General features: G+C 62.1%; 18 protein-coding genes, 2 tRNA genes and 1 pseudogene. 16 read left to right on the top strand and 5 right to left on the bottom strand.

Annotation, left to right across the window (positions count from 1 at the left end):
* Positions 1 to 129 precede the first annotated feature (129 nt).
* The 4 genes from AC1RL5_RS08370 (at position 130) to AC1RL5_RS08355 (ending at position 4907) form a co-directional block, all read left to right on the top strand.
* Positions 130 to 483 carry an MGMT family protein gene (locus AC1RL5_RS08370; protein WP_015634389.1) on the top strand — a complete coding sequence of 118 codons (354 nt, stop codon included), beginning with the start codon at positions 130 to 132 and terminating at the stop codon, positions 481 to 483.
* A 42-nt stretch (positions 484 to 525) separates the two neighbouring features.
* Positions 526 to 2091: an AmpG family muropeptide MFS transporter gene (locus AC1RL5_RS08365; RefSeq protein ID WP_011059601.1), complete on the top strand. Its 1566-nt coding sequence runs from the start codon at positions 526 to 528 to the stop codon at positions 2089 to 2091.
* Positions 2092 to 2220: 129 nt separating this feature from the next.
* Positions 2221 to 3936 (top strand): proline--tRNA ligase, encoded by a 1716-nt coding sequence (locus tag AC1RL5_RS08360; protein ID WP_492589230.1) that lies wholly within the window; start codon positions 2221 to 2223, stop codon positions 3934 to 3936.
* 17 nt (positions 3937 to 3953) lie between these two features.
* On the top strand, positions 3954 to 4907 hold the full coding sequence (locus AC1RL5_RS08355; protein WP_011059599.1) for a hypothetical protein: 954 nt from the start codon (positions 3954 to 3956) through the stop codon (positions 4905 to 4907).
* A 64-nt stretch (positions 4908 to 4971) separates the two neighbouring features.
* Here AC1RL5_RS08355 and dinB read toward each other — a convergent pair whose 3' ends face one another.
* The gene (dinB, locus tag AC1RL5_RS08350; RefSeq protein WP_103407767.1) at positions 4972 to 6039 is read right to left on the bottom strand and encodes a DNA polymerase IV; all 1068 of its coding nucleotides are present in this window, start codon (positions 6037 to 6039) and stop codon (positions 4972 to 4974) included.
* A gap of 295 nt (positions 6040 to 6334) precedes the next feature.
* Between dinB and AC1RL5_RS08345 the strand changes: the two genes are divergently transcribed.
* The 5 genes and pseudogenes from AC1RL5_RS08345 to AC1RL5_RS08325 all read left to right on the top strand — a co-directional run.
* Positions 6335 to 6413: transfer RNA gene (locus AC1RL5_RS08345), tRNA-Met, on the top strand.
* A 192-nt stretch (positions 6414 to 6605) separates the two neighbouring features.
* Positions 6606 to 6682: transfer RNA gene (locus AC1RL5_RS08340), tRNA-Met, on the top strand.
* 278 nt (positions 6683 to 6960) lie between these two features.
* Entirely contained in the window at positions 6961 to 9609 is a 2649-nt protein-coding gene (gene mprF, locus AC1RL5_RS08335; RefSeq protein ID WP_072451128.1) for a bifunctional lysylphosphatidylglycerol flippase/synthetase MprF, read from the top strand.
* Positions 9609 to 10907, top strand: coding sequence for a virulence factor family protein (locus AC1RL5_RS08330; RefSeq protein WP_072451129.1), 1299 nt, complete (start codon positions 9609 to 9611; stop codon positions 10905 to 10907). Before mprF ends, AC1RL5_RS08330 begins: the two co-directional genes overlap by 1 nt.
* 98 nt (positions 10908 to 11005) lie before the next feature.
* A pseudogene (locus AC1RL5_RS08325) lies at positions 11006 to 11161 on the top strand (DUF3077 domain-containing protein); the annotation flags it as partial.
* Between the two features lie 167 nt (positions 11162 to 11328).
* Here AC1RL5_RS08325 and AC1RL5_RS08320 read toward each other — a convergent pair.
* Entirely contained in the window at positions 11329 to 13170 is a 1842-nt protein-coding gene (locus AC1RL5_RS08320) for a potassium transporter Kup (RefSeq protein WP_373366097.1), read from the bottom strand.
* A gap of 381 nt (positions 13171 to 13551) precedes the next feature.
* On the opposite strand from AC1RL5_RS08320, the gene rimO reads away from it, so the two are divergent.
* From rimO to tsaA, 6 genes are all read left to right on the top strand, one after another.
* On the top strand, positions 13552 to 14889 hold the full coding sequence (gene rimO / locus AC1RL5_RS08315; RefSeq protein WP_047284184.1) for a 30S ribosomal protein S12 methylthiotransferase RimO: 1338 nt from the start codon (positions 13552 to 13554) through the stop codon (positions 14887 to 14889).
* Between the two features lie 114 nt (positions 14890 to 15003).
* Positions 15004 to 15477, top strand: coding sequence for a GNAT family N-acetyltransferase (locus tag AC1RL5_RS08310; protein ID WP_015634381.1), 474 nt, complete (start codon positions 15004 to 15006; stop codon positions 15475 to 15477).
* 82 nt (positions 15478 to 15559) lie between these two features.
* Entirely contained in the window at positions 15560 to 16270 is a 711-nt protein-coding gene (locus tag AC1RL5_RS08305) for an rRNA pseudouridine synthase (RefSeq protein WP_093404341.1), read from the top strand.
* A 66-nt stretch (positions 16271 to 16336) separates the two neighbouring features.
* Positions 16337 to 16798, top strand: a complete 462-nt coding sequence (locus AC1RL5_RS08300; protein WP_011059591.1) for a YehS family protein — start codon at positions 16337 to 16339, stop codon at positions 16796 to 16798.
* 127 nt (positions 16799 to 16925) lie between these two features.
* On the top strand, positions 16926 to 17696 hold the full coding sequence (locus tag AC1RL5_RS08295; protein WP_093404345.1) for an SDR family oxidoreductase: 771 nt from the start codon (positions 16926 to 16928) through the stop codon (positions 17694 to 17696).
* 118 nt (positions 17697 to 17814) lie between these two features.
* Positions 17815 to 18510, top strand: coding sequence for a tRNA (N6-threonylcarbamoyladenosine(37)-N6)-methyltransferase TrmO (gene tsaA, locus AC1RL5_RS08290; protein ID WP_492589229.1), 696 nt, complete (start codon positions 17815 to 17817; stop codon positions 18508 to 18510).
* A gap of 122 nt (positions 18511 to 18632) precedes the next feature.
* On the opposite strand, the gene fpr is transcribed toward tsaA, so the two are convergent.
* Positions 18633 to 19412, bottom strand: a complete 780-nt coding sequence (gene fpr, locus AC1RL5_RS08285; RefSeq protein WP_003198368.1) for a ferredoxin-NADP reductase — start codon at positions 19410 to 19412, stop codon at positions 18633 to 18635.
* 119 nt (positions 19413 to 19531) lie between these two features.
* Here fpr and AC1RL5_RS08280 point away from each other — a divergent pair, with 119 nt between their 5' ends.
* Positions 19532 to 20458, top strand: coding sequence for a LysR family transcriptional regulator (locus AC1RL5_RS08280; protein WP_011059588.1), 927 nt, complete (start codon positions 19532 to 19534; stop codon positions 20456 to 20458).
* Between the two features lies 1 nt (position 20459).
* Here AC1RL5_RS08280 and AC1RL5_RS08275 read toward each other — a convergent pair whose 3' ends face one another.
* Both AC1RL5_RS08275 and erdR read right to left on the bottom strand, forming a co-directional pair.
* The gene (locus tag AC1RL5_RS08275) at positions 20460 to 20822 is read right to left on the bottom strand and encodes a diacylglycerol kinase (protein WP_011059587.1); all 363 of its coding nucleotides are present in this window, start codon (positions 20820 to 20822) and stop codon (positions 20460 to 20462) included.
* A gap of 75 nt (positions 20823 to 20897) precedes the next feature.
* The gene (gene erdR, locus AC1RL5_RS08270; protein WP_011059586.1) at positions 20898 to 21548 is read right to left on the bottom strand and encodes a response regulator transcription factor ErdR; all 651 of its coding nucleotides are present in this window, start codon (positions 21546 to 21548) and stop codon (positions 20898 to 20900) included.
* Between the last annotated feature and the right edge of the window lie 124 nt (positions 21549 to 21672).

The raw sequence follows: 21672 nt of genomic DNA, 5'->3' as shown, positions 1-21672 counted from the left end.
ACGGCATTATTCCTGCTGAACAAGCCTTAGTCAGGACTGACCCGGGTATTGAGAGTGAGTTCAATACTCATCCGGCTTTGATCACCACAGCCGACCGGCGTCCCTCCTCTATTATCTGGAAGCGCGAATGTGACCGAACACAGCGAAGAGCCGCAAAGCCCTGCACAGATCCGACGTACGGCGCTATACCTGACCCTGGCCCAGGTCCCCGAAGGCAGGGTGGTGAGCTACGGCCAACTGGCGGAGATGGCAGGCCTGGGACGGGCGGCACGCTGGGTCGGGCGTACCCTCAGCCAGTTACCCGCCGACACCAGCCTGCCCTGGCACCGAGTGCTCGGCGCCGGTGGTCGCCTGAGCTTGCCGGCCGGCAGTCCCTCGGGCGACGAGCAGCGGGCCAGACTGCGTGGCGAAGGTGTCTCTATCCTGAACAATCGCGTGGATATTCAGCGCCATGGCTGGCGCCCGGTGGAGCACAGCGGTTAGAGTGCGCGCTTTGTTTCCGTAATCTGAGGCAGACTTCAGCCCATGCCCCGTAAAACCTGGCGCGCCGCACTTGCCGCCTATGCCAGCCCCTCGACGCTCGTGCTGTTGCTGCTTGGTTTCGCCGCCGGCATGCCTTACATGCTGGTGTTCTCGACTCTTTCGGTGTGGTTGCGCGAGGCCGGTGTGGCCCGTGAAACCATCGGTTACGCCAGCCTGATCGGCCTGGCCTATGCCTTCAAGTGGGTATGGTCGCCCCTGCTCGACCAATGGCGCCTGCCCCTCCTGGGCAAGCTCGGTCGACGTCGTTCCTGGCTGGTGCTGGCGCAGACCCTGGTGATTCTCGGCCTGATCGGCATGGGTTTCTGCGACCCGCAAAAGCACCTTTCCTGGCTGATTGCCATTGCGGTGATCGTGGCATTCGCCTCGGCCACCCAGGACATCGCCATCGACGCCTACCGCCTGGAAATCGCCGACGACAGCCGCCAGGCCGCCCTGGCCGCCAGTTACATGTCCGGCTATCGGGTTGCCGTGCTGCTGGCCACCGCCGGCGCACTGTTTTTCGCCGAAGGCTTCGGCTCCACCGGTTTCAGCTACAAGCACTCGGCCTGGACCGGCACCTACGTGCTGTTCGGGGTGCTGATGATCCCCGCGCTGATCACCACATTGCTGATGCGTGAACCCGCGGTGCCGCTGCGCACCCAACTGTCCGCCGGGCGCTACAGCTTCGCTCACCAGTTGATCTCGGTATTCGTGCTGATCGTGCTACTGGTTTCCGTCCCCGCCACCTTCACCCAGCTGTACAACACCGACTTCGCCAGCGTGATCTTCGACGGCGTCAGCCTGCTGGACCTGCTGCTGGAAGACCGCGCCTTCCTGCGGGCCATCCTCTACATCACCCTCAGCACCCTGTGCCTCTCGGCCATGGGCCGCCGGGGCCTGGCGCCGGTGCTGACGCCGGTCAACGACTTCATCCTGCGCTATCGCTGGCAAGCCTTTCTGCTATTAGGGCTGATTGCCACCTATCGCATGTCGGACACGGTCATGGGCGTCATGGCCAACGTGTTCTACATCGACCAGGGTTTCACCAAAGACCAGATCGCCGGGGTCAGCAAGATCTTCGGGCTGATCATGACCCTGCTCGGCGCCGGCATGGGCGGCCTGCTGATCGTGCGGTTCGGCATCCTGCCGATCCTGTTCATCGGCGGCGCCGCATCGGCCGGGACCAACCTGCTGTTCCTCATGCTTGCCGACATGGGCCCGAACCTGAAGATGCTGATCGTCACCATTTCCCTGGACAACTTCAGTTCAGGCATGGCCACTTCAGCCTTCGTCGCCTACCTGTCGAGCCTGACCAACCTCAAGTTCTCCGCCACCCAGTACGCCCTGCTCAGTTCCATCATGCTGCTGCTGCCGCGCCTGATCGGCGGCTATTCCGGGGTCATGGTGGAAAAGTTCGGCTATCACGACTTCTTTCTCATCACCGCGATCCTCGGGGTGCCGACACTGATCCTGATCGCCATTCACTGGTTCCAGGAGAGCCGCCGCGCCGGGCCGAAACCCGAGCCCGAAAGCTCCGCCAACAGCACCGCAGTCGGCGAAGAATCCTAGAAAATCCCGGGGGTTGCACACTTTTCGCAGTAGCCCCCGCCCCCTCCGAGCGCAATCCTGTACGCCAGCGGAACTCGCCCGTACAATGCTCCGTCACTTCCAGTCTTCAGCAACCGACAACGGCCTACCATGCGCACCAGTCAATATTTGCTCGCCACACAGAAAGAAACGCCTTCCGACGCGGTCGTGATCAGCCATCAGCTGATGCTGCGCGCCGGCATGATCCGTAAACTGGCTTCCGGCCTGTACACCTGGCTGCCGATGGGCTTGCGGGTGATGCGTAAGGTTGAAGCCATCGTTCGCGAAGAAATGAACGCCGCGGGCGCGCTTGAAGTGTTGATGCCGAGCACTCAGCCGGCTGAGCTGTGGCAGGAATCCGGTCGCTGGGAAGAATACGGCCCGGAGCTGCTGCGCTTCAAAGACCGTCACGGTCGCGATTTCTGCGCCGGCCCGACCCACGAAGAAGTGATCACCGATCTGGCTCGCAACGAGCTGAGCAGCTACAAGCAGCTGCCGCTGAACCTGTACCAGATCCAGACCAAATTCCGCGATGAAATCCGCCCACGCTTCGGTCTGATGCGCGGCCGCGAGTTCATCATGAAGGACGCCTACTCCTTCCACGCCGACCAGGCGTCCTTGCAGGTCACCTACGACCGCATGCACCAGGCTTATTGCAATGTCTTCACCCGCCTGGGCCTGAAGTTCCGCCCGGTTGAAGCGGACAACGGCTCCATCGGCGGCGCCGGCTCCCACGAATTCCACGTGCTGGCCGAATCCGGTGAAGACGATATCGTCTTCAGCAACGGCTCCGACTACGCGGCGAACATCGAGAAAGCCGAGGCAGTGCCTCGCGAAACCTCGCGTCCAGCGCCAGCCGAAGAACTGCGCCTGGTCGATACGCCAGACACCAAGACCATTGCCGCGCTGGTGGAAAAATTCAATCTGCCGATTGAAAAGACCATCAAGACCCTGATCGTCCACGCCGAAGAGCCAGGCAAGCTGATTGCCCTGATCATCCGTGGCGACCACGAACTCAACGAAATCAAGGCCGCCAACCAGCCTGGCGTTGCCAGCCCGCTGGTCATGGCGTCCGATGCCGAACTGCGTGACGCCATTGGCGCCGGCGCCGGTTCCCTCGGCCCGCTGAACCTGCCGCTGCCGATCATCATCGACCGCTCGGTCGAGCTGATGAGCGACTTCGGTATCGGTGCGAACATCGACGACAAGCACTACTTCGGCGTCAACTGGGAACGCGATCTTCCGGTTCCGACCGTGGCCGACCTGCGTAACGTGGTGGCCGGCGACCCGAGCCCGGACGGCAAGGGCACCCTGGAAATCAAGCGCGGCATCGAAGTCGGGCACATCTTCCAGCTGGGCAACAAGTACAGCAAGGCGATGAAGTGCGAAGTGCTGGGCGAGAACGGCAAGCCGGTGACCCTGGAAATGGGTTGCTACGGCATTGGCGTATCCCGTGTGGTGGCTGCTGCCATCGAGCAGAACAACGATGCCAACGGCATCATCTGGAGCGACACCCTGGCGCCGTTCCAGATTGCCCTGGTGCCACTGCGCTACGAAACCGAGCAGGTTCGCGAAGCCACCGACAAGCTCTACTCGGAACTCACCGCTGCCGGCTTCGAAGTGCTGCTGGACGATCGTGACAAGAAGACCAGCCCGGGCATCAAGTTCGCGGACATGGAGCTGATCGGCATTCCTCACCGGATCGTGGTCAGCGACCGCGGCCTCGCCGAAGGCAACCTGGAATACAAGAGCCGTATCGAAGCCGAGGCGCAAGCACTGCCCGTGGCCGACGTACTGTCCTTCCTTCAAGCCCGTATCCGTCGCTGAAACCAGATAGAGAAGTCATGTTCAAGCGAAACACCTTAAGCCTCGGGGGCGCCGCTTTATGTGGCGCCCTGCTGGTCAGCGGCTGTGCCAACCAGATGTCGCAACGCAGCGAACACGAGGAACGTGTCGAGCGCAAACTGCTCGATCACAGCCTGCAGATCGATGTCGGTGAGCCTAAGGTGCTTGAGCTGCCGCAACGCCGAGTGCGCATTCACGAACAGAAGACCTTCGAAGTCACCGAGTTCGAGGTCACTCGCCGCTACGATCGCTACACGCCCTACCAACCCTGGCGCGAGATCTACGAGATCCCGCTGGGCGCGGTGGCACTGGTGGCGGGCGTCGGAGCCAATGTGGTCAATGTGTTCGCCCTGGGCAACCTGCCGGACAGCGTGACCAAGGACTGGATCAGCTACGGCGTGTCCGGACTCAACCCGTTCATGAACATGCCGTCCCATGGCCGTGCTCAGCAGAACCTGGCAGCCATCGATGAAGTCCAGCGCGACAAGCGCCTGGAGTATTCGAGCCTGCCATGGAGCGAGCGTCCGGTGCAGGTCAAGGCCGGCAAGCAGACCTACGAGCTGAGCACCGACCGCAATGGCGTGCTGCGCTTGAACCTGCTGGACAATCCGTTTTCCGAGCAGGACCTGAATCACATCGGCAAGCTGCAGATCAGTGTCGAAGACGCTCAGGACGAAGTGCATTCGGACTCCTCCCTGAGCATCAGCAGCGGCCTGCGCAGCAAATTGCAGGAAGCCCATGCACTGATCTACGACGACCTGGAAGATGATGAGGTGAGCCAGTGGGTGCACCGGGTCAAGCGCCTGTCGGAGCTGGGCCTGGAGGAAGAAGCCAGCGAACTGGAGCAAAGCCTGATCGAGCTGACCCGCAACGATCCGGAGCTGCAGAACGAGTTCCTCAAGTCCCTGACCAAGAATGCCGGCCGCCTGGTGGCCGACCCCGGCAGCAACTGACCCCCTGTAGGAGCCGGCTTGCCGGCGAAAGCGATGCCTCGGATGGATCGCAACCGGCCAGCCCCTACCCCCCCCCTTGGAACAGCTCCAGCTGTTCATGACCGCCGCGCATATCCTGCAAACGCACGCCAATTCCCAGCAGGCGCACCGGCTTGCCGCCGCGCTTGAAGGCCTGGGTCAGCAATTGCCGATAACTCTCCAGGTCACGCCCCGCCCCCGCCTGTTCCAGCGTGGTCTGGGTAAAATCATGAAACTTCACTTTGACGAAAGGCTTGCCCGGCCGGTAGCTGCTGTCGATGCGCGCCATGCGCCCCGCCAGGATCTCCATCAGTTCCGGCAACTTCTGCAGGCAACTGTCCAGATCCGGCAAGTCCACGTCGTAGGTATTCTCCACGCTGATCGACTGCCGCCGGCTATCGTTCTGCACTGGCCGCTCATCGATGCCCCGGGCCAGGCTCCACAGGCGCTCGCCAAAACTGCCGAACTCGCGCACCAGCGCCAGCTTGCTCCAGTCCCGTAATTGCAGGCAGTCGACAATGCCCAGGCGCCCCAGCTTGTCCGCCGTGACCTTACCCACTCCGTGCAGCTTGCTCACTGGCAGCTCGGAGACGAAATCCTCCACCTGGTCAGGGGTGATCACAAACAGGCCGTTGGGCTTTTTCCAGTCACTGGCGATCTTCGCCAGGAATTTGTTCGGCGCCACCCCGGCCGACACGGTGATGTGCAACTGATTGGAAACCCGACGGCGAATGTCCTGGGCGATACGCGTGGCGCTGCCGGCAAAGCTCGGGCTTTCGGAAACATCCAGGTAGGCCTCGTCCAGCGACAGGGGTTCGATCAGGTCGGTGTAGTCGCGAAAGATCGTATGGATCTCTTTGGAAGCTTCCCGATAGGCCTCCATGCGCGGCTTGACGATCACCAGGTCCGGGCACAGGGTCAGGGCGTGCCGGGAGGACATGGCCGAGCGCACCCCATAGGCCCGCGCCTCATAATTGCAGGTAGCAATCACCCCCCGTCGATCTGCAGACCCGCCCACCGCCAGCGGCTTGCTGGCCAGGTGCGGGGCATCGCGCATTTCGATGGCGGCGTAGAAGCAATCGCAGTCAATGTGGATGATTTTGCGCTGCATCATATAAAGGCAGAGATCATGGAAGGCACAGGTCGCAATGAAAGCAGAAGGCAAGTATCTACCGACACCTGTATATAGCACCAGTACCTTGCATCTTCGCGCTGACCTTCATCAGGCCCGGCTGAATTTATTTGCTCAATGACAACAACGCCGTCAATAGAGCTGCAAGCCCCGTTCTAGCTAGGCCCGAGCCCTCCGAAAAGCCCCTTCAAGGAAGCTAAGCGATTGAACCGGAAGCAATTTTCAAAATTTAATGATTGACAGGATCTGCCGGCTCTGTAGAATTCGGCCACACAGACGCGGGATGGAGCAGTCTGGTAGCTCGTCGGGCTCATAACCCCCGAAGGTCGTCGGTTCAAATCCGGCTCCCGCAACCAAACATCAAAAAAGGCTACTCGAAAGAGTGGCCTTTTTTGTGCGCGTGTGTTTCTCCCTACCCTCACGCCCTGTAAAACTCCTTGCAGGTCCATGACTTAAGTTGGCCAGCCAGGTTTTCGACGTTAATTTGACCTCTGGGACCATTAAAGGTTGACACTCGGTCGTTCGCCTGTAGAATGCCGCCACACAGACGCGGGATGGAGCAGTCTGGTAGCTCGTCGGGCTCATAACCCGAAGGTCGTCGGTTCAAATCCGGCTCCCGCAACCAAACATCAAAAAAGGCTACTCGAAAGAGTGGCCTTTTTTGTATCTGTCGAAAAAGTCCTTTGGCAACAATGATCTGGCAATGTGTTGCGAACCTTTAGCAGCGCGTCGACTCTTCACCATGCAAGCTATGCTCTGTCTCGGGGCAACCACCTTGCGTTGATCGCGCAGGCTCGCCGGGCCACGGTGAGACGCGTTAATATTTGAAATTATTTTTTCTACAGGGATTGGTAACTTGGCTGGATACCTCCATCCTGTCGCGCACAATCCACGAGGTGATTGATGCGCGCCAACATGTCTGATTCACAAGACGCCGATACCGCTACCACCACTCAACCCATTACAGTCACTCGCTTGCGCTGGCTGGACCTGTTGAGCAAATACCGCCAGCCGCTGGGCCTGGCCGTGACCCTGCTGCTGTTCGCCATTGCCCTGATCGCCTGTCGCCACCTGCTCAGCGAGCTGGACTTCTACGCACTGCACGACTCGATCCTCGACGTGCCCAAACCGGCCCTGCTCGGCGCCCTGGGCGCGACCATCGTCGGCTTCATCATCCTGCTGGGCTACGAGTGGTCCGCCAGCCGCTATGCTGGGGTCAACCTGCCCGGCCGCACCCTGGCCCTGGGCGGTTTCACGGCCTTCGCCATCGGCAACGCCATAGGCCTGTCGCTGCTCTCCGGCGGTTCAGTGCGCTACCGGCTGTACGCCCGCCATGGGCTGGGGGCCGCCGATGTGGCCCACATGACCCTGTTCGCCAGCCTGTCCCTGGGCTGCGCCCTGCCTCCGCTGGCAGCCCTGGCCACACTGAGCAACCTGCCGGCAGCCTCCGCGGCCCTGCGCCTGCCGGAAAGCCTGCTGGCGGGCATCGCCCTGGCCATTCTGCTGCTGGGAGCGGTGCTGGCCATCGGCATCTATCGCCGGCGCCTTCCGGAACAGCCTCTGCGCGACAACCTGCTGGTGCGGGTTGGCCGCCGTACCCTGCGCCTGCCCGGGCGTCGCTTGACCTTCCTGCAACTGATCATCACCGCCCTGGATGTCGCCGCAGCCGCCACCGTGCTTTATCTGCTGCTGCCCGAAGCGCCGCCGTTCGGCGCCTTCCTGCTGGTGTACCTGCTGGCCCTGGCGGCCGGGGTACTCAGCCACGTGCCCGGTGGCGTCGGGGTGTTCGAAGCCATCCTGCTGGCGGCCTTCGCCGACAAGCTCGGTGCCGCGCCCCTGGCTGCGGCACTGCTGTTGTACCGATTGATCTACGTGGTGCTGCCGATGCTGGTGGCCTGCGTCCTGCTGCTGATCAACGAAGCCCAGCGCCTGTTCCAGACCCGGCAATCGCTGCGGGTGGCATCCGGCCTGGCCGCTCCGATCCTCGCGGTGCTGGTGTTCCTCTCCGGTGTGGTACTGCTGTTTTCCGGCGCCACCCCGGAAATCGATACCCGTCTGCAACACATCGGCTTCCTGATTCCCCATCGCCTGGTGGATGCCTCGCACTTCGGAGCCAGCCTGATCGGCGTACTCTGCCTGCTGCTGGCCCAGGGCCTGCGCCGGCGCCTGTCGGCGGCCTGGATGCTGACCACCATTCTCTTGCTGGTGGGTGCCCTGCTCTCCCTGCTCAAGGGTTTTGACTGGGAAGAAGCCTGCCTGATGACCCTCACCGCCAGCCTGCTGGCCGTGTTCCGCCGCTCGTTCTATCGCCCCAGCCGCCTCACCGAACTGCCGTTCTCGCCGCTGTACCTGGTGGCCAGCGTCTGCGTGCTGGGGGCTTCCATCTGGCTGCTGCTGTTCGCCTATCAGGACGTGCCCTACAGCCATCAGCTGTGGTGGCAGTTCACTCTCGACGCCGACGCCCCCCGTGGACTGCGCTCGCTGCTGGGCGCCGCGGTGCTGCTGCTGGTGGTGTCCCTGACCTGGCTGCTGCGCACCGCGCGCCCGGTGATCCACCTGCCCACCAGCGAGGAGCTGGACAAAGCTGCGAAGATCCTCATGGCCTCTTCCCAACCCGATGGCGGACTGGCCCTGACCGGCGACAAGGCGCTGCTGTTCCACCCCAACGACGACGCCTTCCTCATGTACGCCCGCCGCGGCCGCAGCCTGGTGGCGCTGTACGACCCCATCGGCCCGACCCAGCAACGCGCGGAAATGATCTGGCAGTTCCGCGACCTGTGCGACGTGCACCACGCGCGCCCGGTGTTCTACCAGGTACGGGCGGAGAACCTGCCCTACTACATGGACATCGGCCTGACCGCGATCAAGCTCGGCGAAGAAGCCCGGGTCGACTTGCAGCGCTTTGATCTCGAAGCCAAGGGCAAGGAGATGAAGGACCTGCGCTACACCTGGAACCGTGGCACCCGCGACGGCCTGTCGCTGGAGATCCACGAGCCGGGCCAAGCACCGATGGACGAGCTGAAAGTGATCTCCGACGCCTGGCTGACCGGCAAGAATGTCCGGGAGAAAGGCTTCTCCCTGGGCCGCTTCAGCGACGACTACCTCAAGCACTTCCGCATCGCCATCATTCGTTTTGAAGGGCGCCCGGTGGCCTTCGCCAACCTGCTCGAGACCTACAGCCACGACCTGGCCAGCCTCGACCTGATGCGCGCGCACCCGGACGCGCCGAAGCTGACCATGGAGTTCATGATGGTCGGCCTGATCCAGCATTATAAAAATCATGGATATGCCCGCTTCAGCCTGGGGATGGTGCCGTTGTCTGGCCTGCAACCACGGCGTGGCGCACCGCTGACCCAGCGCCTGGGCTCGATGGTGTTCCGCCGTGGCGAACAGCTGTACAACTTCCAGGGCCTGCGCCGTTTCAAAGACAAGTTCCAGCCTGACTGGGAACCCCGTTACATGGCCGTGCCGGCAGGGCTGGACCCGCTGGTCGCATTGGCCGACACTGCCGCCCTGATCGCGGGCGGCTTGACTGGATTGGTGAAACGCTAATGATTCAACGCTCTTGGCGGTACCTGCTGGCGACCCTGGTGGTGCTGGCTCTGATTGCAGGTGGCGGCTACTGGTGGTGGAACCGCCCCGCCCCTGAACCGACACTGGAACAACTGACTCAGGCCGACGGCTCGACCCTGACCCGGGTGACCCCAGGTACCCAGGCCAAGGCCCGGGTAGTGGTGGCAGTGCTGCCTGACGCGACCCTGACCGACAAGCAACTGCTGGCCCTGAGCCGCAGCGGCGCGGCGCAGATCGTCCAGGTGGTCCTGCCCAAGGACGACTGCAAGCTGCAGGAACAAGCCCTGCAGAACGCCCTGCCGCAACTCGCCGGCCCGGCCACCCTGGTCAGCGGCATCGGCCCGGGCGCAGCCCTGGCCTGGCGCTGGATCGCAACTCAGAACGACGACAAGGCCCAGGCCGTGTCGGTGGGCTTCACCATCAACCCGGCCCCCGGCTGCACCGATCCATTGCCCAAGACCCTGGCCCACGGCCATTGGCTGGTGGCCTGGAACGACAACCCGGATGACGAAAGCGCCGGCTTCGTGCGTGATACCCCCAACGCCACCACCAGCATCAGCGACTACGACATCCACCTGCCCCAGGTGCTGAACAACGAGTTGCGCAAGCTGCTGGTGGGTTCGGAAAACGGCGGCCTGAGCATCCCCGTGGTGGAAGTGCCGGCCGGCCAGGCCAAGGACACCGTGACCCTGTTCCTCTCCGGCGACGGCGGCTGGCGCGACCTGGACCGCGACGTGGCCGGCGAGATGGCCAAGATCGGCTACCCGGTGGTGGGCATCGACACCCTGCGCTACTACTGGCAGCACAAGACCCCGGAACAGAGCGCCATCGACCTCACCGAGCTGATGCAGCACTACCGGCAGAAATGGGGCACCAAGCGCTTCGTGCTGACCGGCTACTCCTTCGGCGCCGACGTGCTGCCTGCCATCTACAACCGCCTGCCGGAAGCCGAGCAGCAGCGTGTCGACGCCATTATCCTGCTGGCCTTCGCCCGCACCGGCAGCTTCGAGATCGAAGTCGAAGGCTGGCTGGGCAACGCCGGCAAGGAAGCCGCCACCGGCCCGGAAATGGCCAAGCTGCCAGCGGCCAAGGTGGTGTGCATCTACGGTGAGGAAGAAGTCGACGAAAGCGGTTGCACCGACAAGACCGCCGTCGGTGAAGCCATGAAGCTGCCAGGGGGCCATCACTTCGATGAGAACTACCCGGCACTGGCCAAGCGCCTGGTGGATGCCATCGAGAAGCGCCAGGCCAAGGATCAGGCCACCGCTCAAGAGTGAGCCGAGCCTCGCCCGGCAAAGCCCCCGCAGCCTCAGGTTGCGGGGGCTTTTTTACATCGACGGTCTAAACGCCCTCGCTGATTGGGGACGGGTTAGGTTTGCGGGAAGCCTCCGACCTGCCGCCCCTGGCCAAGGCCTTTGCCAAGGACGCCGCCTACAGCAAGGACAGCGATCGTCACGCCTGGGCCGCGCACTACCTGAGCGCCATGGGCAAGGCGGTGGTGGACGATGGGATGCAGGCGCTAGCCGCGTAACGACCAAGGGCGATCTCGGGGCCGGTGGGCTCCGGGAGAAACCGTCCTGTCATTAGCATCGATGTCGATGGCCGGTCCGTCATCGCGAGCAAGCTCGCTCCTACAGGGCCGTGAAACGAAAAAGCCCCCGCTACCGCAAGGCAACGGGGGCTTTTGTCTGGTCAGGATTACATCTCGACCTGGGTACCCAGTTCGATCACCCGGTTCACCGGCAGCTTGAAGAAGCGCAGGTTGCCGTTGGCGTTCTTCAACATGAAGGCGAACAGCGCTTCGCGCCAGCGGGCCATGCCCACCAGCTTGGAAGCGATCACGGTTTCACGGCTGAGAAAGTAGGTGGTGCGCATGGGACTGAAGTCCAGCTCATCCAGGTGGCACAGTTTCAGGGCCTCCGGCACGTCTGGCTCGTCAGTGAAACCGAAGTGCAGGATCACCCGGAAGAAACCTTCGCCATAGGAGTCCACCTCGAAGCGCCGCTGTGCCGGCACCCGCGGAATATCCTCGTAGACCACCGTCAACAGCACCACTTGTTCGTGCAGCACCTGGTTATGCAGCAGGTTGTGCAGCAAGGCGTGGGGCACGGCGTCTGGACGGGCGGTGAGGAACACGGCGGTGCCCTGCACCCGATGTGGCGGCTGTACGCGGATGCTGCCGATAAAGATTGGCAGTGGCAGGCCGCCTTCGTCCAGGCGATCCACCAGCAATTCCTTGCCGCGCTTCCAGGTGGTCATGAGGATGAATAGCACGATCCCCGCCAGTACCGGGAAGGCGCCGCCCTGGAAGATCTTCGGCACGTTGGCGGCGAAGAACAGCCCGTCCACCAGCAGGAAACCCACCAGGAGCGGCACCACCAGCATCGGCGGCCACTTCCACAGCAGCAGGATCACCGCCGACACCAGGATGCTGGTAATCAGCATGGTCCCGGTCACCGCCACGCCGTAGGCCGAAGCCAGGGCACCGGAGGACTCGAAACCGAGCACCAGCAGAATCACACCCACCATCAGCGCCCAGTTCACCGCGCCGATGTAGATCTGCCCCTGCTCGGCACTGGAAGTGTGCTGAATGTGCATCCGCGGGATGTAACCCAGCTGGATCGCTTGGCGAGTCAGGGAGAAAGCCCCGGAAATCACCGCCTGGGACGCGATCACTGTGGCCAGGGTGGCCAACACCACCAGCGGAATCAGGGCCCAGCTCGGCGCCAGCAGGTAGAAGGGGTTGCGGGCGGCTTCAGGGTTTTCCAGCAGCAGCGCGCCCTGGCCGAAGTAGTTCAGCACCAGCGCCGGCAACACCAGGGCGAACCAGGCCCGGGCAATGGGCTTGCGCCCGAAGTGCCCCATGTCGGCGTACAAGGCTTCGGCACCGGTCAATGCCAGAACCACCGCACCGAGGATGGCGACCCCCATGCCCGGATGGACAATGAAGAAGCGCACGCCCCACATCGGGTTCAACGCCTGCAGCACTTCCGGGTGCTGGAGAATGCCATTGACCCCCAGCCCGCCCAGAACCAAGAACCAGGCCACCATCACCGGGCCAAACAGCTTGCCGATGCGATCAGTGCCGTGTTTCTGGATCAGGAACAAGGCCACCAGTACCACCAGCGCCATTGGCACCACCCAGTGTTCCAGGCCGCTGAATGCCAGCTCCAGGCCCTCTACCGCCGACAGCACGGAAATCGCCGGGGTGATCATGCTGTCGCCATAGAACAGCGCCGCCCCGATCAGGCCCAGAATCACTAGCATCGAACGCAAGCGCGGATAGGAACCGGAAGCCCGCCTGGCCAGCGCGGTCAGGGCCATGATGCCGCCCTCGCCCTGGTTGTCGGCCCGCAGGACGAACAGCACGTACTTGATCGAGACGACCCAGACCAACGACCAGAAAATCAGGGCCAGGATGCCAAACACCCCGTCGTGATTGACCTGAACCCCATAATGGCCGGCAAACACCTCCTTGAGGGTGTAGAGCGGACTGGTGCCGATATCGCCATACACCACCCCGACCGCCGCCACCAGCATCCCCAGAGGCTTGCCCCCGGAGTGCTCGCCACTCGCCGCCTGACTACTTGCCTGACCCATCAATGACTCCTACTACTCAAGACCGGGGCTTCTTATATAGAAAGCGCAAGGTTATACAAGCGCTATTCTCTTAAGTTGCGCAGTTTGCCATGTAATTTGCAGATTCTTATTACCACTAAGGCACCAACTAACACCGTATGAAAACAACCGGGCATAACGGGACGAAGCATAGTCCAGCGCTCGTCGTATTTCCCCCGCATAAAGCTGGTCAAGCGCTTCGACCATCGCTAGAATTGCGCACTTTTTGATCAGAGGCGCAGCCAGCGCCCAACCGTCGCACTTGCCCCCCAAGTGGCTCGACACCCAATACCGAGGTTAGACATGTCCACCCCCTCCGCGCCGGCCAACCCGAAAGTCGGCTTCGTATCCCTGGGTTGCCCAAAAGCTCTGGTCGACTCCGAGCGCATCCTCACTCAACTGCGCATGGAAGGCTATGACGTGGTCTCCACCTACCAGGACGCCGACGTCGTGGTGGTCAACACCTGCGGTTTCATCGACTCGGCCAAGGCCGAATCCCTGGAAGTGATCGGCGAAGCCATCAAGGAAAACGGCAAGGTCATCGTCACCGGCTGCATGGGCGTGGAAGAAGGCAATATCCGTGACGTGCACCCTAGCGTGCTGGCGGTCACCGGCCCGCAACAGTACGAGCAGGTGGTCAACGCCGTGCACGAAGTGGTGCCACCGAAACAGGACCACAACCCGCTGATCGACCTGGTGCCGCCGCAAGGCATCAAGCTGACCCCGCGGCACTACGCCTACCTGAAGATTTCCGAAGGCTGCAACCACAGCTGCAGCTTCTGCATCATCCCGTCGATGCGCGGCAAGCTGGTCAGCCGCCCGGTGGGCGATGTGCTCGACGAGGCGCAGCGCCTGGTCAAGTCCGGGGTCAAGGAACTGCTGGTGATCTCCCAGGACACCAGCGCCTATGGCGTCGACGTCAAGTACCGCACCGGCTTCTGGAACGGCGCGCCGGTGAAGACCCGCATGACCGAGCTCTGCGAAGCCCTGAGCACCCTGGGCGTATGGGTTCGCCTGCACTACGTCTACCCCTACCCGCACGTGGACGAGCTGATTCCGCTGATGGCCGCCGGCAAGATCCTGCCGTACCTGGACATCCCGTTCCAGCACGCCAGCCCGAAAGTGCTCAAGGCCATGAAGCGCCCGGCCTTCGAAGACAAGACCCTGGCGCGAATCAAGGCCTGGCGCGAGATCTGCCCCGAGCTGATCATCCGTTCGACCTTTATCGTCGGCTTCCCGGGCGAAACCGAAGAAGACTTCCAGTACCTGCTGAACTGGCTGACCGAAGCCCAACTGGACCGCGTCGGCTGCTTCCAGTACTCGCCGGTGGAAGGCGCTCCGGCCAACGACCTGGACCTGGAAGTGGTCCCGGACGAGGTCAAGCAGGACCGTTGGGAGCGCTTCATGGCGCACCAGCAGGAAATCAGCTCGGCACGCCTGCAACAGCGCATCGGCAAAGAGATCGAAGTGCTGATCGATGAAGTCGACGAGAATGGCGCCGTGGGCCGCTGCTTCTTCGATGCCCCGGAAATCGATGGCAATGTGTTCATCGACGGCGCGGGCGACCTGAAGCCGGGCGACAAGGTCTGGTGCCGGGTGACCGACGCCGACGAATACGACCTCTGGGCCGAAACCCTGTAAGGCGTAAAAAAACTGCCAAGCCCCGCTCTCGCCACGAGATGCGGGGCTTTTTTCGGTCTATCGTTTGCTCTGCCAGGCCTGCAATCACTGCGGCCTATCTCAGGGGCAGGCGGCATGCGCCAACACTCGGTCGTGCATACACCCAAACTCAGCGATTACCCGGAACTGACCCAGGTCTGGGAAGCTTCGGTGCGTGCCACCCACGACTTTCTCCCGGACAGCTATATAGAGTTGCTGCGCAAACTGGTGCTGACTCGCTACCTGGACGCAGTGATGCTGATCTGCACCCGCGATGCACGCCAACGCATCACCGGCTTTGCCGGGGTCGCGGCGGGCAAGGTGGAAATGCTCTTCATCGACCCGGCCCACCGGGGCCGAGGCCTGGGCCGCCAGCTGCTGCAGTACGCGGTGGAACACCTCAATGCCCAGCAGTTGGACGTCAACGAGCAGAACCCCCAAGCCCTGGGCTTCTACTTCAGGCAAGGCTTCGAAGTGGTCGGGCGCTCGGAGCAGGACGGCATGGGCCAGCCCTACCCGCTGCTGCACATGCGCCTGAAACAGGCACAACTGCAGGCCCGGCGCGGCTAAAAGCCACAGCCGGCAAATGGACCCGCGATTAACCGGCGCCAGGCAGGTACAATAGCTGCCCTCTTTTGTTACGGCCCCTGTCATGACTGACCCGATTCGTCTCTCCAAACGCCTCATCGAACTGGTCGGCTGCTCCCGCCGGGAGGCTGAGCTGTTCATCGAGGGCGGCTGGGTCACCGTAGACGGCGAAGTCATCGACGAACCGCAGTTCAAGGTCGGCGCGCAAACCGTCGCTCTGGCCCCCGAGGCCAAGGCCACTGCGCCGGAGCCTGTGACCATCCTGCTCAACGTGCCCGCTGGCCAGGACCTGGACAGCGCCATGCAGTCCATTGGCGCCGACAGCCTGTCCGAAGAACACCGCTACGGCAAACGTCCATTGCGCGGACATTTCCTGCGCCTGACCGCCAGCAATGACCTGCAGCCCAACGCCAGCGGCCTGCTGGTGTTCACCCAAGACTGGAAAGTGCTGCGCAAGCTGACTGCCGACGCGGCCAAGATCGAGCAGGAATACGTGGTCGAGGTCGAAGGCGAGATGATCGACCACGGGCTCAACCGCCTGAACCACGGCCTGACCTACAAAGGCCGCGAGCTGCCACCGGTAAAAGCCAGCTGGCAGAACGAGAACCGCCTGCGCTTCGCCATGAAGAACCCGCAGCCGGGCGTGATTGCGCTGTTTTGCCAGGCCGTCGGCCTCAAGGTCGTCGCCATCCGCCGCATACGAGTCGGCGGCGTGTCCATCGGCAAGGTGCCGCTGGGCCAGTGGCGCTACCTGTCGGCCAAAGAGAAGTTCTAAAGCCGCCCCCATTCAGACGCCGTGCCCTTGCGCGGCGCTCCACGCGCATTGATCAGGACTGTAACCATGATTCATAACGATGTACTGCGCAGCGTGCGCTACATGCTCGACATCAGCGACAAGAAGGTCGTCGAGATCATCAAGCTCACCGGCTTCAAGGTCAGCCTGGACGATGTCGTCAGCTACCTGAAGAAGGATGAGGAAGAAGGTTTTGTGCATTGCCCGGACGAAGTCATGGCGCACTTCCTCGATGGCCTGGTGATCTTCAAGCGCGGCAAGGACGAAAGCCGTCCCCCGCTGCCGATCGAACTGCCGGTCACCAACAACATCATTCTGAAGAAGCTGCGAGTGGCCTTCGAACTCAAGGAAGACGACATGCACGCCGTGCTCAAGGCGGCCGACTTCCCGGTGTCCAAGCCGGAGCTGAGCGCGCTGTTCCGCAAGTTCGGCCACACCAACTACCGCCCGTGCGGCGACCAGCTGCTGCGCAACTTTCTCAAGGGCCTGACCCTGCGCGTACGTGGCTGAACCCCTTGCGCGGCCGCAGTACATTCTCAGCGGCCCTGATGAGCCGCTATTGCCCCAGGCAATAGTGGCTCCCCGGCAAGCGCCTGAAGACTAGGGTAGGCACACACCTATCTGCTCAGGACTTCCCATGCATCCCTATTTCTCCCTGCAAGGCCGCACCGCCCTGGTGACCGGCGGCACCCGTGGTATCGGCAAGATGATTGCCAAGGCCTTTGTCGAAGCCGGTGCCCGGGTGTATATCTGCGCCCGTGATCCCGACGCCTGCCAGCAGGTCGCCGAGGAACTGGCCGCATTCGGAGAGTGCCGGGGGCTGGCCGCCAACCTGGCCAGTGAGGAAGGCGTGCAGCAGCTTGCCGCCACTTTGGGCCAGCAACTCGACTCCCTGGACATCCTGGTGAACAACGCCGGCACGACCTGGGGCGCGCCACTGGAAAACTACCCGGCCAAGGGTTGGGAAAAGGTCATGCAATTGAACGTGACCTCGGTGTTCAGCTGTATCCAGCAGTTGCTGCCGTTGCTGCGCCGTGCCGGCTCGGCGGCCCATCCGGCGCGCATCATCAATATCGGCTCGGTGGCAGGAATCAGCTCTTTCGGCGAACAGGCCTACGCCTATGGCCCGAGCAAGGCGGCGCTGCACCAGATGTCGCGGATCCTCGCCCGGGAGCTGGTGAGCCAGCACATCAACGTCAATGTCATCGCTCCGGGACGTTTTCCCAGCAAGATGACCCAGCACATCGGTAACGATGAACAGGCCCTGGCCGAAGACGTGGCGCTGATCCCGATGAAACGCTGGGGCCGGGAAGAGGAAATGGCCGCCCTGGCCATCAGCCTGGCGAGCACTGCGGGGGCCTACATGACGGGCAATATCATTCCTCTGGATGGCGGCTTCAGTCTCTGATCGGTGTCGTATGCTTCGCCGGCAAGCCGGCTCCTACAGATTGCGCGAGGTGTTGTAGGAACTGGCTTGCCAGCGAACGGGTTATCATGCCCTCCCCTTACAGCCTCGACCCCAGAACATGACCTACAGCGTTTCCCCCATCGGCTTCGTGCGCTCCTGCTTCAAGGAGAAGTTCGCCATCCCGCGCCAGCCGCAACTGGCGCCGGCCGCGCGGGGGGTGCTGGAGCTGGTGGCCCCCTTCGATCAGGGCGAGGCGGTGCAAGGGCTGGAGCAGGTCAGCCATGTCTGGTTGCTGTTCCTGTTTCACCAGGCCCTGGAAGACAAGCCGCGACTCAAGGTGCGCCCGCCGCGCCTTGGGGGCAACAAGTCCATGGGGGTCTTCGCCACCCGCGCCACCCATCGCCCCAATGGCATCGGCCAATCGGTGGTCAAGCTGGACAAGGTCGAGGCCAATCGCCTGTGGATCTCCGGCATCGACCTGCTGGACGGTACACCGATCCTCGATATCAAGCCCTACGTGCCCTACGCCGACATCATTGCCACCGCGAGCAATGAGATCGCCAGCGCCGCGCCGCAGATTATTCCGGTGCAGTGGCAGGACAATGCCCTGCAACAGGCTCAGATCCACGCTCAGCGTCTGCAGGAGCCCCTGGTGGAGCTGATCGAGCAGTGCCTGGCTCAGGATCCGCGTCCGGCCTACCAGGTGCCCACGACCGAGCGTGAGTACGGCGCCCAGTTCTGGGACTTGGATGTGCGCTGGCATTACCCAGAGCCCGGGGTGATCCGGGTGCTGGAAGTGGTCCCGGCGGGCTGAACCCCGGAAACGAAAAAGCCCGCGCTGCCTTTCCAGGCAACGCGGGCTTTTCTGTGTCCGGGAGAATCCGCCCAGTCAGCACCAATGCGCTGCCTGGACGGTCTTCGCGAGCACGCTCGCTCCTACTTTTCGACGAATGCACGCTCAATCAGGTAGTCACCCGGCTCGCGCATGCGCGGCGAAACGGTCAGGCCGAAACTGTTGAGCACTTCGCTGGTTTCATCCAGCATGCTCGGGCTGCCGCACAGCATGGCGCGGTCGTCCTGCGGGTTGATCGGCGGCAGGCCGATGTCGCGGAACAGCTTGCCGCTGCGCATCAGGTCGGTCAGGCGGCCTTCGTTCTCGAACGGCTCGCGGGTCACGGTGGGGTAGTAGATCAGTTTTTCACGCAAGGCTTCGCCGAAGAACTCGTTCTGCGGCAGGTGCTCGGTGATGAACTCGCGGTAGGCGACTTCGTTGACGTAGCGTACGCCGTGGCACAGGATCACTTTTTCGAAACGCTCGTAGGTTTCCGGATCCTGGATCACGCTCATGAACGGCGCCAGGCCGGTGCCGGTGCTGAGCAGGTACAGGTGTTTGCCGGGCTTCAAGTCATCCAGTACCAGGGTACCGGTTGGCTTCTTGCTGATGATGATCTCGTCGCCTTCCTTCAGATGCTGCAGTTGGGAAGTCAACGGACCGTCTGGAACCTTGATGCTGAAGAATTCGAGATGCTCTTCCCAGTTCGGGCTGGCAATGGAGTAGGCACGCATAAGCGGACGGCCATTAGGCTGTTGCAGGCCGATCATCACGAACTGACCGTTCTCGAAGCGCAGACCCGGATCGCGGGTGCACTTGAAGCTGAACAGAGTGTCATTCCAGTGATGAACACTGAGGACACGCTCGTGGTTCATGTTGCTCATGTACGGGGGCTCCTAGAAATTGCCTGCGCTGACCATGAGCGCAATTGCACAGCATTCTAATGGCGGCGACAATATCTGTTAACTGGATTATTAAGATAAGGGTTATCGGTTATATCGATATGCGATTTACTCTCCGTCAACTGCAAGTCTTCGTCGCCGTCGCCCAGCAAGAGAGCGTTTCTCGTGCTGCGGGGCTGCTGTCCCTCTCGCAATCGGCCGCCAGCACCTCGATCACCGAACTCGAGCGCCAATCCAGTTGCCAGCTGTTCGATCGCGCGGGCAAGCGCCTGAGCCTCAATGCCCTGGGCAAACAGCTGCTGCCACAGGCAGTGGCCCTGCTGGACCAGGCCAAGGAGATCGAAGACCTGCTCAACGGCAAGTCCGGGTTCGGCTCGCTTTCGGTGGGTGCGACCCTGACCATCGGCAACTACCTGGCCACCCTGTTGATCGGCAGTTTCATGCAGGTGCATCCGGAGAGCCAGGTGAAGCTCCATGTGCAGAACACTGCGCATATCGTGCAACAGGTGGCCCACTACGAAATTGATCTGGGTCTAATCGAGGGCGACTGCAGCCATCCGGATATCGAAGTCCAGACCTGGGTCGAAGATGAACTGGTGGTGTTCTGCGCGCCCCAGCATCCACTGGCCAAGCGCGGCCACGCCACCATGGAAGAACTGACCCATGAAGCCTGGATCCTTCGCGAACAGGGTTCCGGGACGCGCCTGACCTTTGACCAGGCCATGCGTCACCACCGCAGTGCCCTGAACATCCGCCTGGAGCTGGAGCACACCGAAGCCATCAAGCGTGCGGTGGAGTCGGGTTTGGGGATTGGCTGTATTTCCCGGCTGGCCCTGCGCGATGCGTTTCGCCGCGGCAGCCTGGTGCCGGTGGAAACCCCGGGCCTGGACCTGGCCCGGCAGTTCTACTTCATCTGGCACAAGCAGAAGTACCAGACCTCGGCCATGCGCGAATTCCTCGAACTGTGTCGCGCCTTTACCGCCGGGGTGCAACGCAGCGACGAAATCGTCCTGCCGAGCATTCCCTGATTCAGATCAGGATCACTGCCCAGACGATGGTGATCATGCTCAGAGCGACAAACTGCGCCGCGCTGCCCATGTCCTTGGCATTTTTCGACAAGGGATGACGATCCAGGGAGATACGGTCGATGGCCGCTTCCACCGCCGAATTGAGCAGCTCGACGATCAACGCCAGCAGGCACACGGCGATCAACAGCGCACGCTCGACCCGGCTGACATTGAGCAGGAAGCTCAGGGGAATCAGGATCACATTCAGCAGCACCAACTGACGGAATGCCGCCTCGCCAGTGAACGCCGCGCGCAAGCCATCGAACGAATAGCCGGCGGCGTTAAGGATACGTTTAAGACCGGTTTGACCTTTGAAAGGCGACATAAGCTGGGCAACTGAAGAAAAAGAAGTGGGGAAGCTAGTTCAACCAAAGTCAAAAAAGCGTGAACAAACAGCCGGTTAATGACTGGAAATTGACTCAAGTTGTTGCAAGAGCAGCGCTGCCTGGGTCCGGGTACGCACCCCGAGCTTGCGGAAGATCGCCGTCACGTGGGCCTTGATCGTGGCTTCCGACACGCTCAGCTCGTAGGCAATCTGCTTGTTCAGCAACCCTTCGCAGACCATGGTCAGAACCCGGAACTGCTGGGGCGTCAGGCTAGCCAGGCCTTCGCTGGCGGCCTTGGCTTCGGCTGAGACACTGACCTCTTCAAACGCCTGGGGCGGCCACCAGACATCACCGTCGAGCACACTGCGCACGGCCTGCTGGATGACTTCCAGGGAACTGGACTTGGGAATGAAACCGCTGGCGCCGAACTCTCTGGAGCGCACCATGACGGAGGCTTCTTCCTGCGCCGAAACCATCACCACCGGAATTTGCGGGTACTGCCCGCGCAACAGCACCAGACCGGAAAAACCGTAGGCACCGGGCATGTTCAGGTCCAGCAGGACCAGATCCCAGTCGGATTTTTCGGTGAGTCGCACTTCCAGTTCGGCAATGCTTGCCACTTCCACCAGACGCACATCAGGGCCCAGGCCCAAGGTGACAGCTTGATGCAGTGCACTGCGAAAAAGCGGGTGATCATCGGCAATCAGGATTTCGTATGTGGCCATTTTTCAAATGATCCTGTTTTTCATGGCAGGACTGATGCATTCAGCCCTCACCAAAACAACACGGAGGCACGCCAGAATACCGCACCCAAAGAGCACGAACGCCGCGAAAAGCCTGAGCAAAACA

It is taken from the genome of Pseudomonas sp. GW822-FHT06D10, from assembly GCF_058799535.1.
Note: the sequence above shows the minus strand (reverse complement) of the source record. Positions and strands in the feature narration are given on the sequence as shown.

Coding starts and splice junctions, on each gene's coding strand:
- AC1RL5_RS08300 (WP_011059591.1), top strand. CDS start 16,337: ATGATTCATAACGATGTACTGCGCAGCGTGCGCTACATGCTCGACATC.
- mprF (WP_072451128.1), top strand. CDS start 6,961: ATGCGCGCCAACATGTCTGATTCACAAGACGCCGATACCGCTACCACC.
- tsaA (WP_492589229.1), top strand. CDS start 17,815: ATGACCTACAGCGTTTCCCCCATCGGCTTCGTGCGCTCCTGCTTCAAG.
- AC1RL5_RS08360 (WP_492589230.1), top strand. CDS start 2,221: ATGCGCACCAGTCAATATTTGCTCGCCACACAGAAAGAAACGCCTTCC.
- AC1RL5_RS08295 (WP_093404345.1), top strand. CDS start 16,926: ATGCATCCCTATTTCTCCCTGCAAGGCCGCACCGCCCTGGTGACCGGC.
- AC1RL5_RS08320 (WP_373366097.1), bottom strand. CDS start 13,170: ATGCTGGTGGCGGCGGTCGGGGTGGTGTATGGCGATATCGGCACCAGT.
- AC1RL5_RS08280 (WP_011059588.1), top strand. CDS start 19,532: ATGCGATTTACTCTCCGTCAACTGCAAGTCTTCGTCGCCGTCGCCCAG.
- fpr (WP_003198368.1), bottom strand. CDS start 19,412: ATGAGCAACATGAACCACGAGCGTGTCCTCAGTGTTCATCACTGGAAT.
- AC1RL5_RS08330 (WP_072451129.1), top strand. CDS start 9,609: ATGATTCAACGCTCTTGGCGGTACCTGCTGGCGACCCTGGTGGTGCTG.
- erdR (WP_011059586.1), bottom strand. CDS start 21,548: ATGGCCACATACGAAATCCTGATTGCCGATGATCACCCGCTTTTTCGC.
- AC1RL5_RS08310 (WP_015634381.1), top strand. CDS start 15,004: ATGCGCCAACACTCGGTCGTGCATACACCCAAACTCAGCGATTACCCG.
- AC1RL5_RS08305 (WP_093404341.1), top strand. CDS start 15,560: ATGACTGACCCGATTCGTCTCTCCAAACGCCTCATCGAACTGGTCGGC.
- AC1RL5_RS08355 (WP_011059599.1), top strand. CDS start 3,954: ATGTTCAAGCGAAACACCTTAAGCCTCGGGGGCGCCGCTTTATGTGGC.
- AC1RL5_RS08275 (WP_011059587.1), bottom strand. CDS start 20,822: ATGTCGCCTTTCAAAGGTCAAACCGGTCTTAAACGTATCCTTAACGCC.
- dinB (WP_103407767.1), bottom strand. CDS start 6,039: ATGATGCAGCGCAAAATCATCCACATTGACTGCGATTGCTTCTACGCC.
- AC1RL5_RS08365 (WP_011059601.1), top strand. CDS start 526: ATGCCCCGTAAAACCTGGCGCGCCGCACTTGCCGCCTATGCCAGCCCC.
- rimO (WP_047284184.1), top strand. CDS start 13,552: ATGTCCACCCCCTCCGCGCCGGCCAACCCGAAAGTCGGCTTCGTATCC.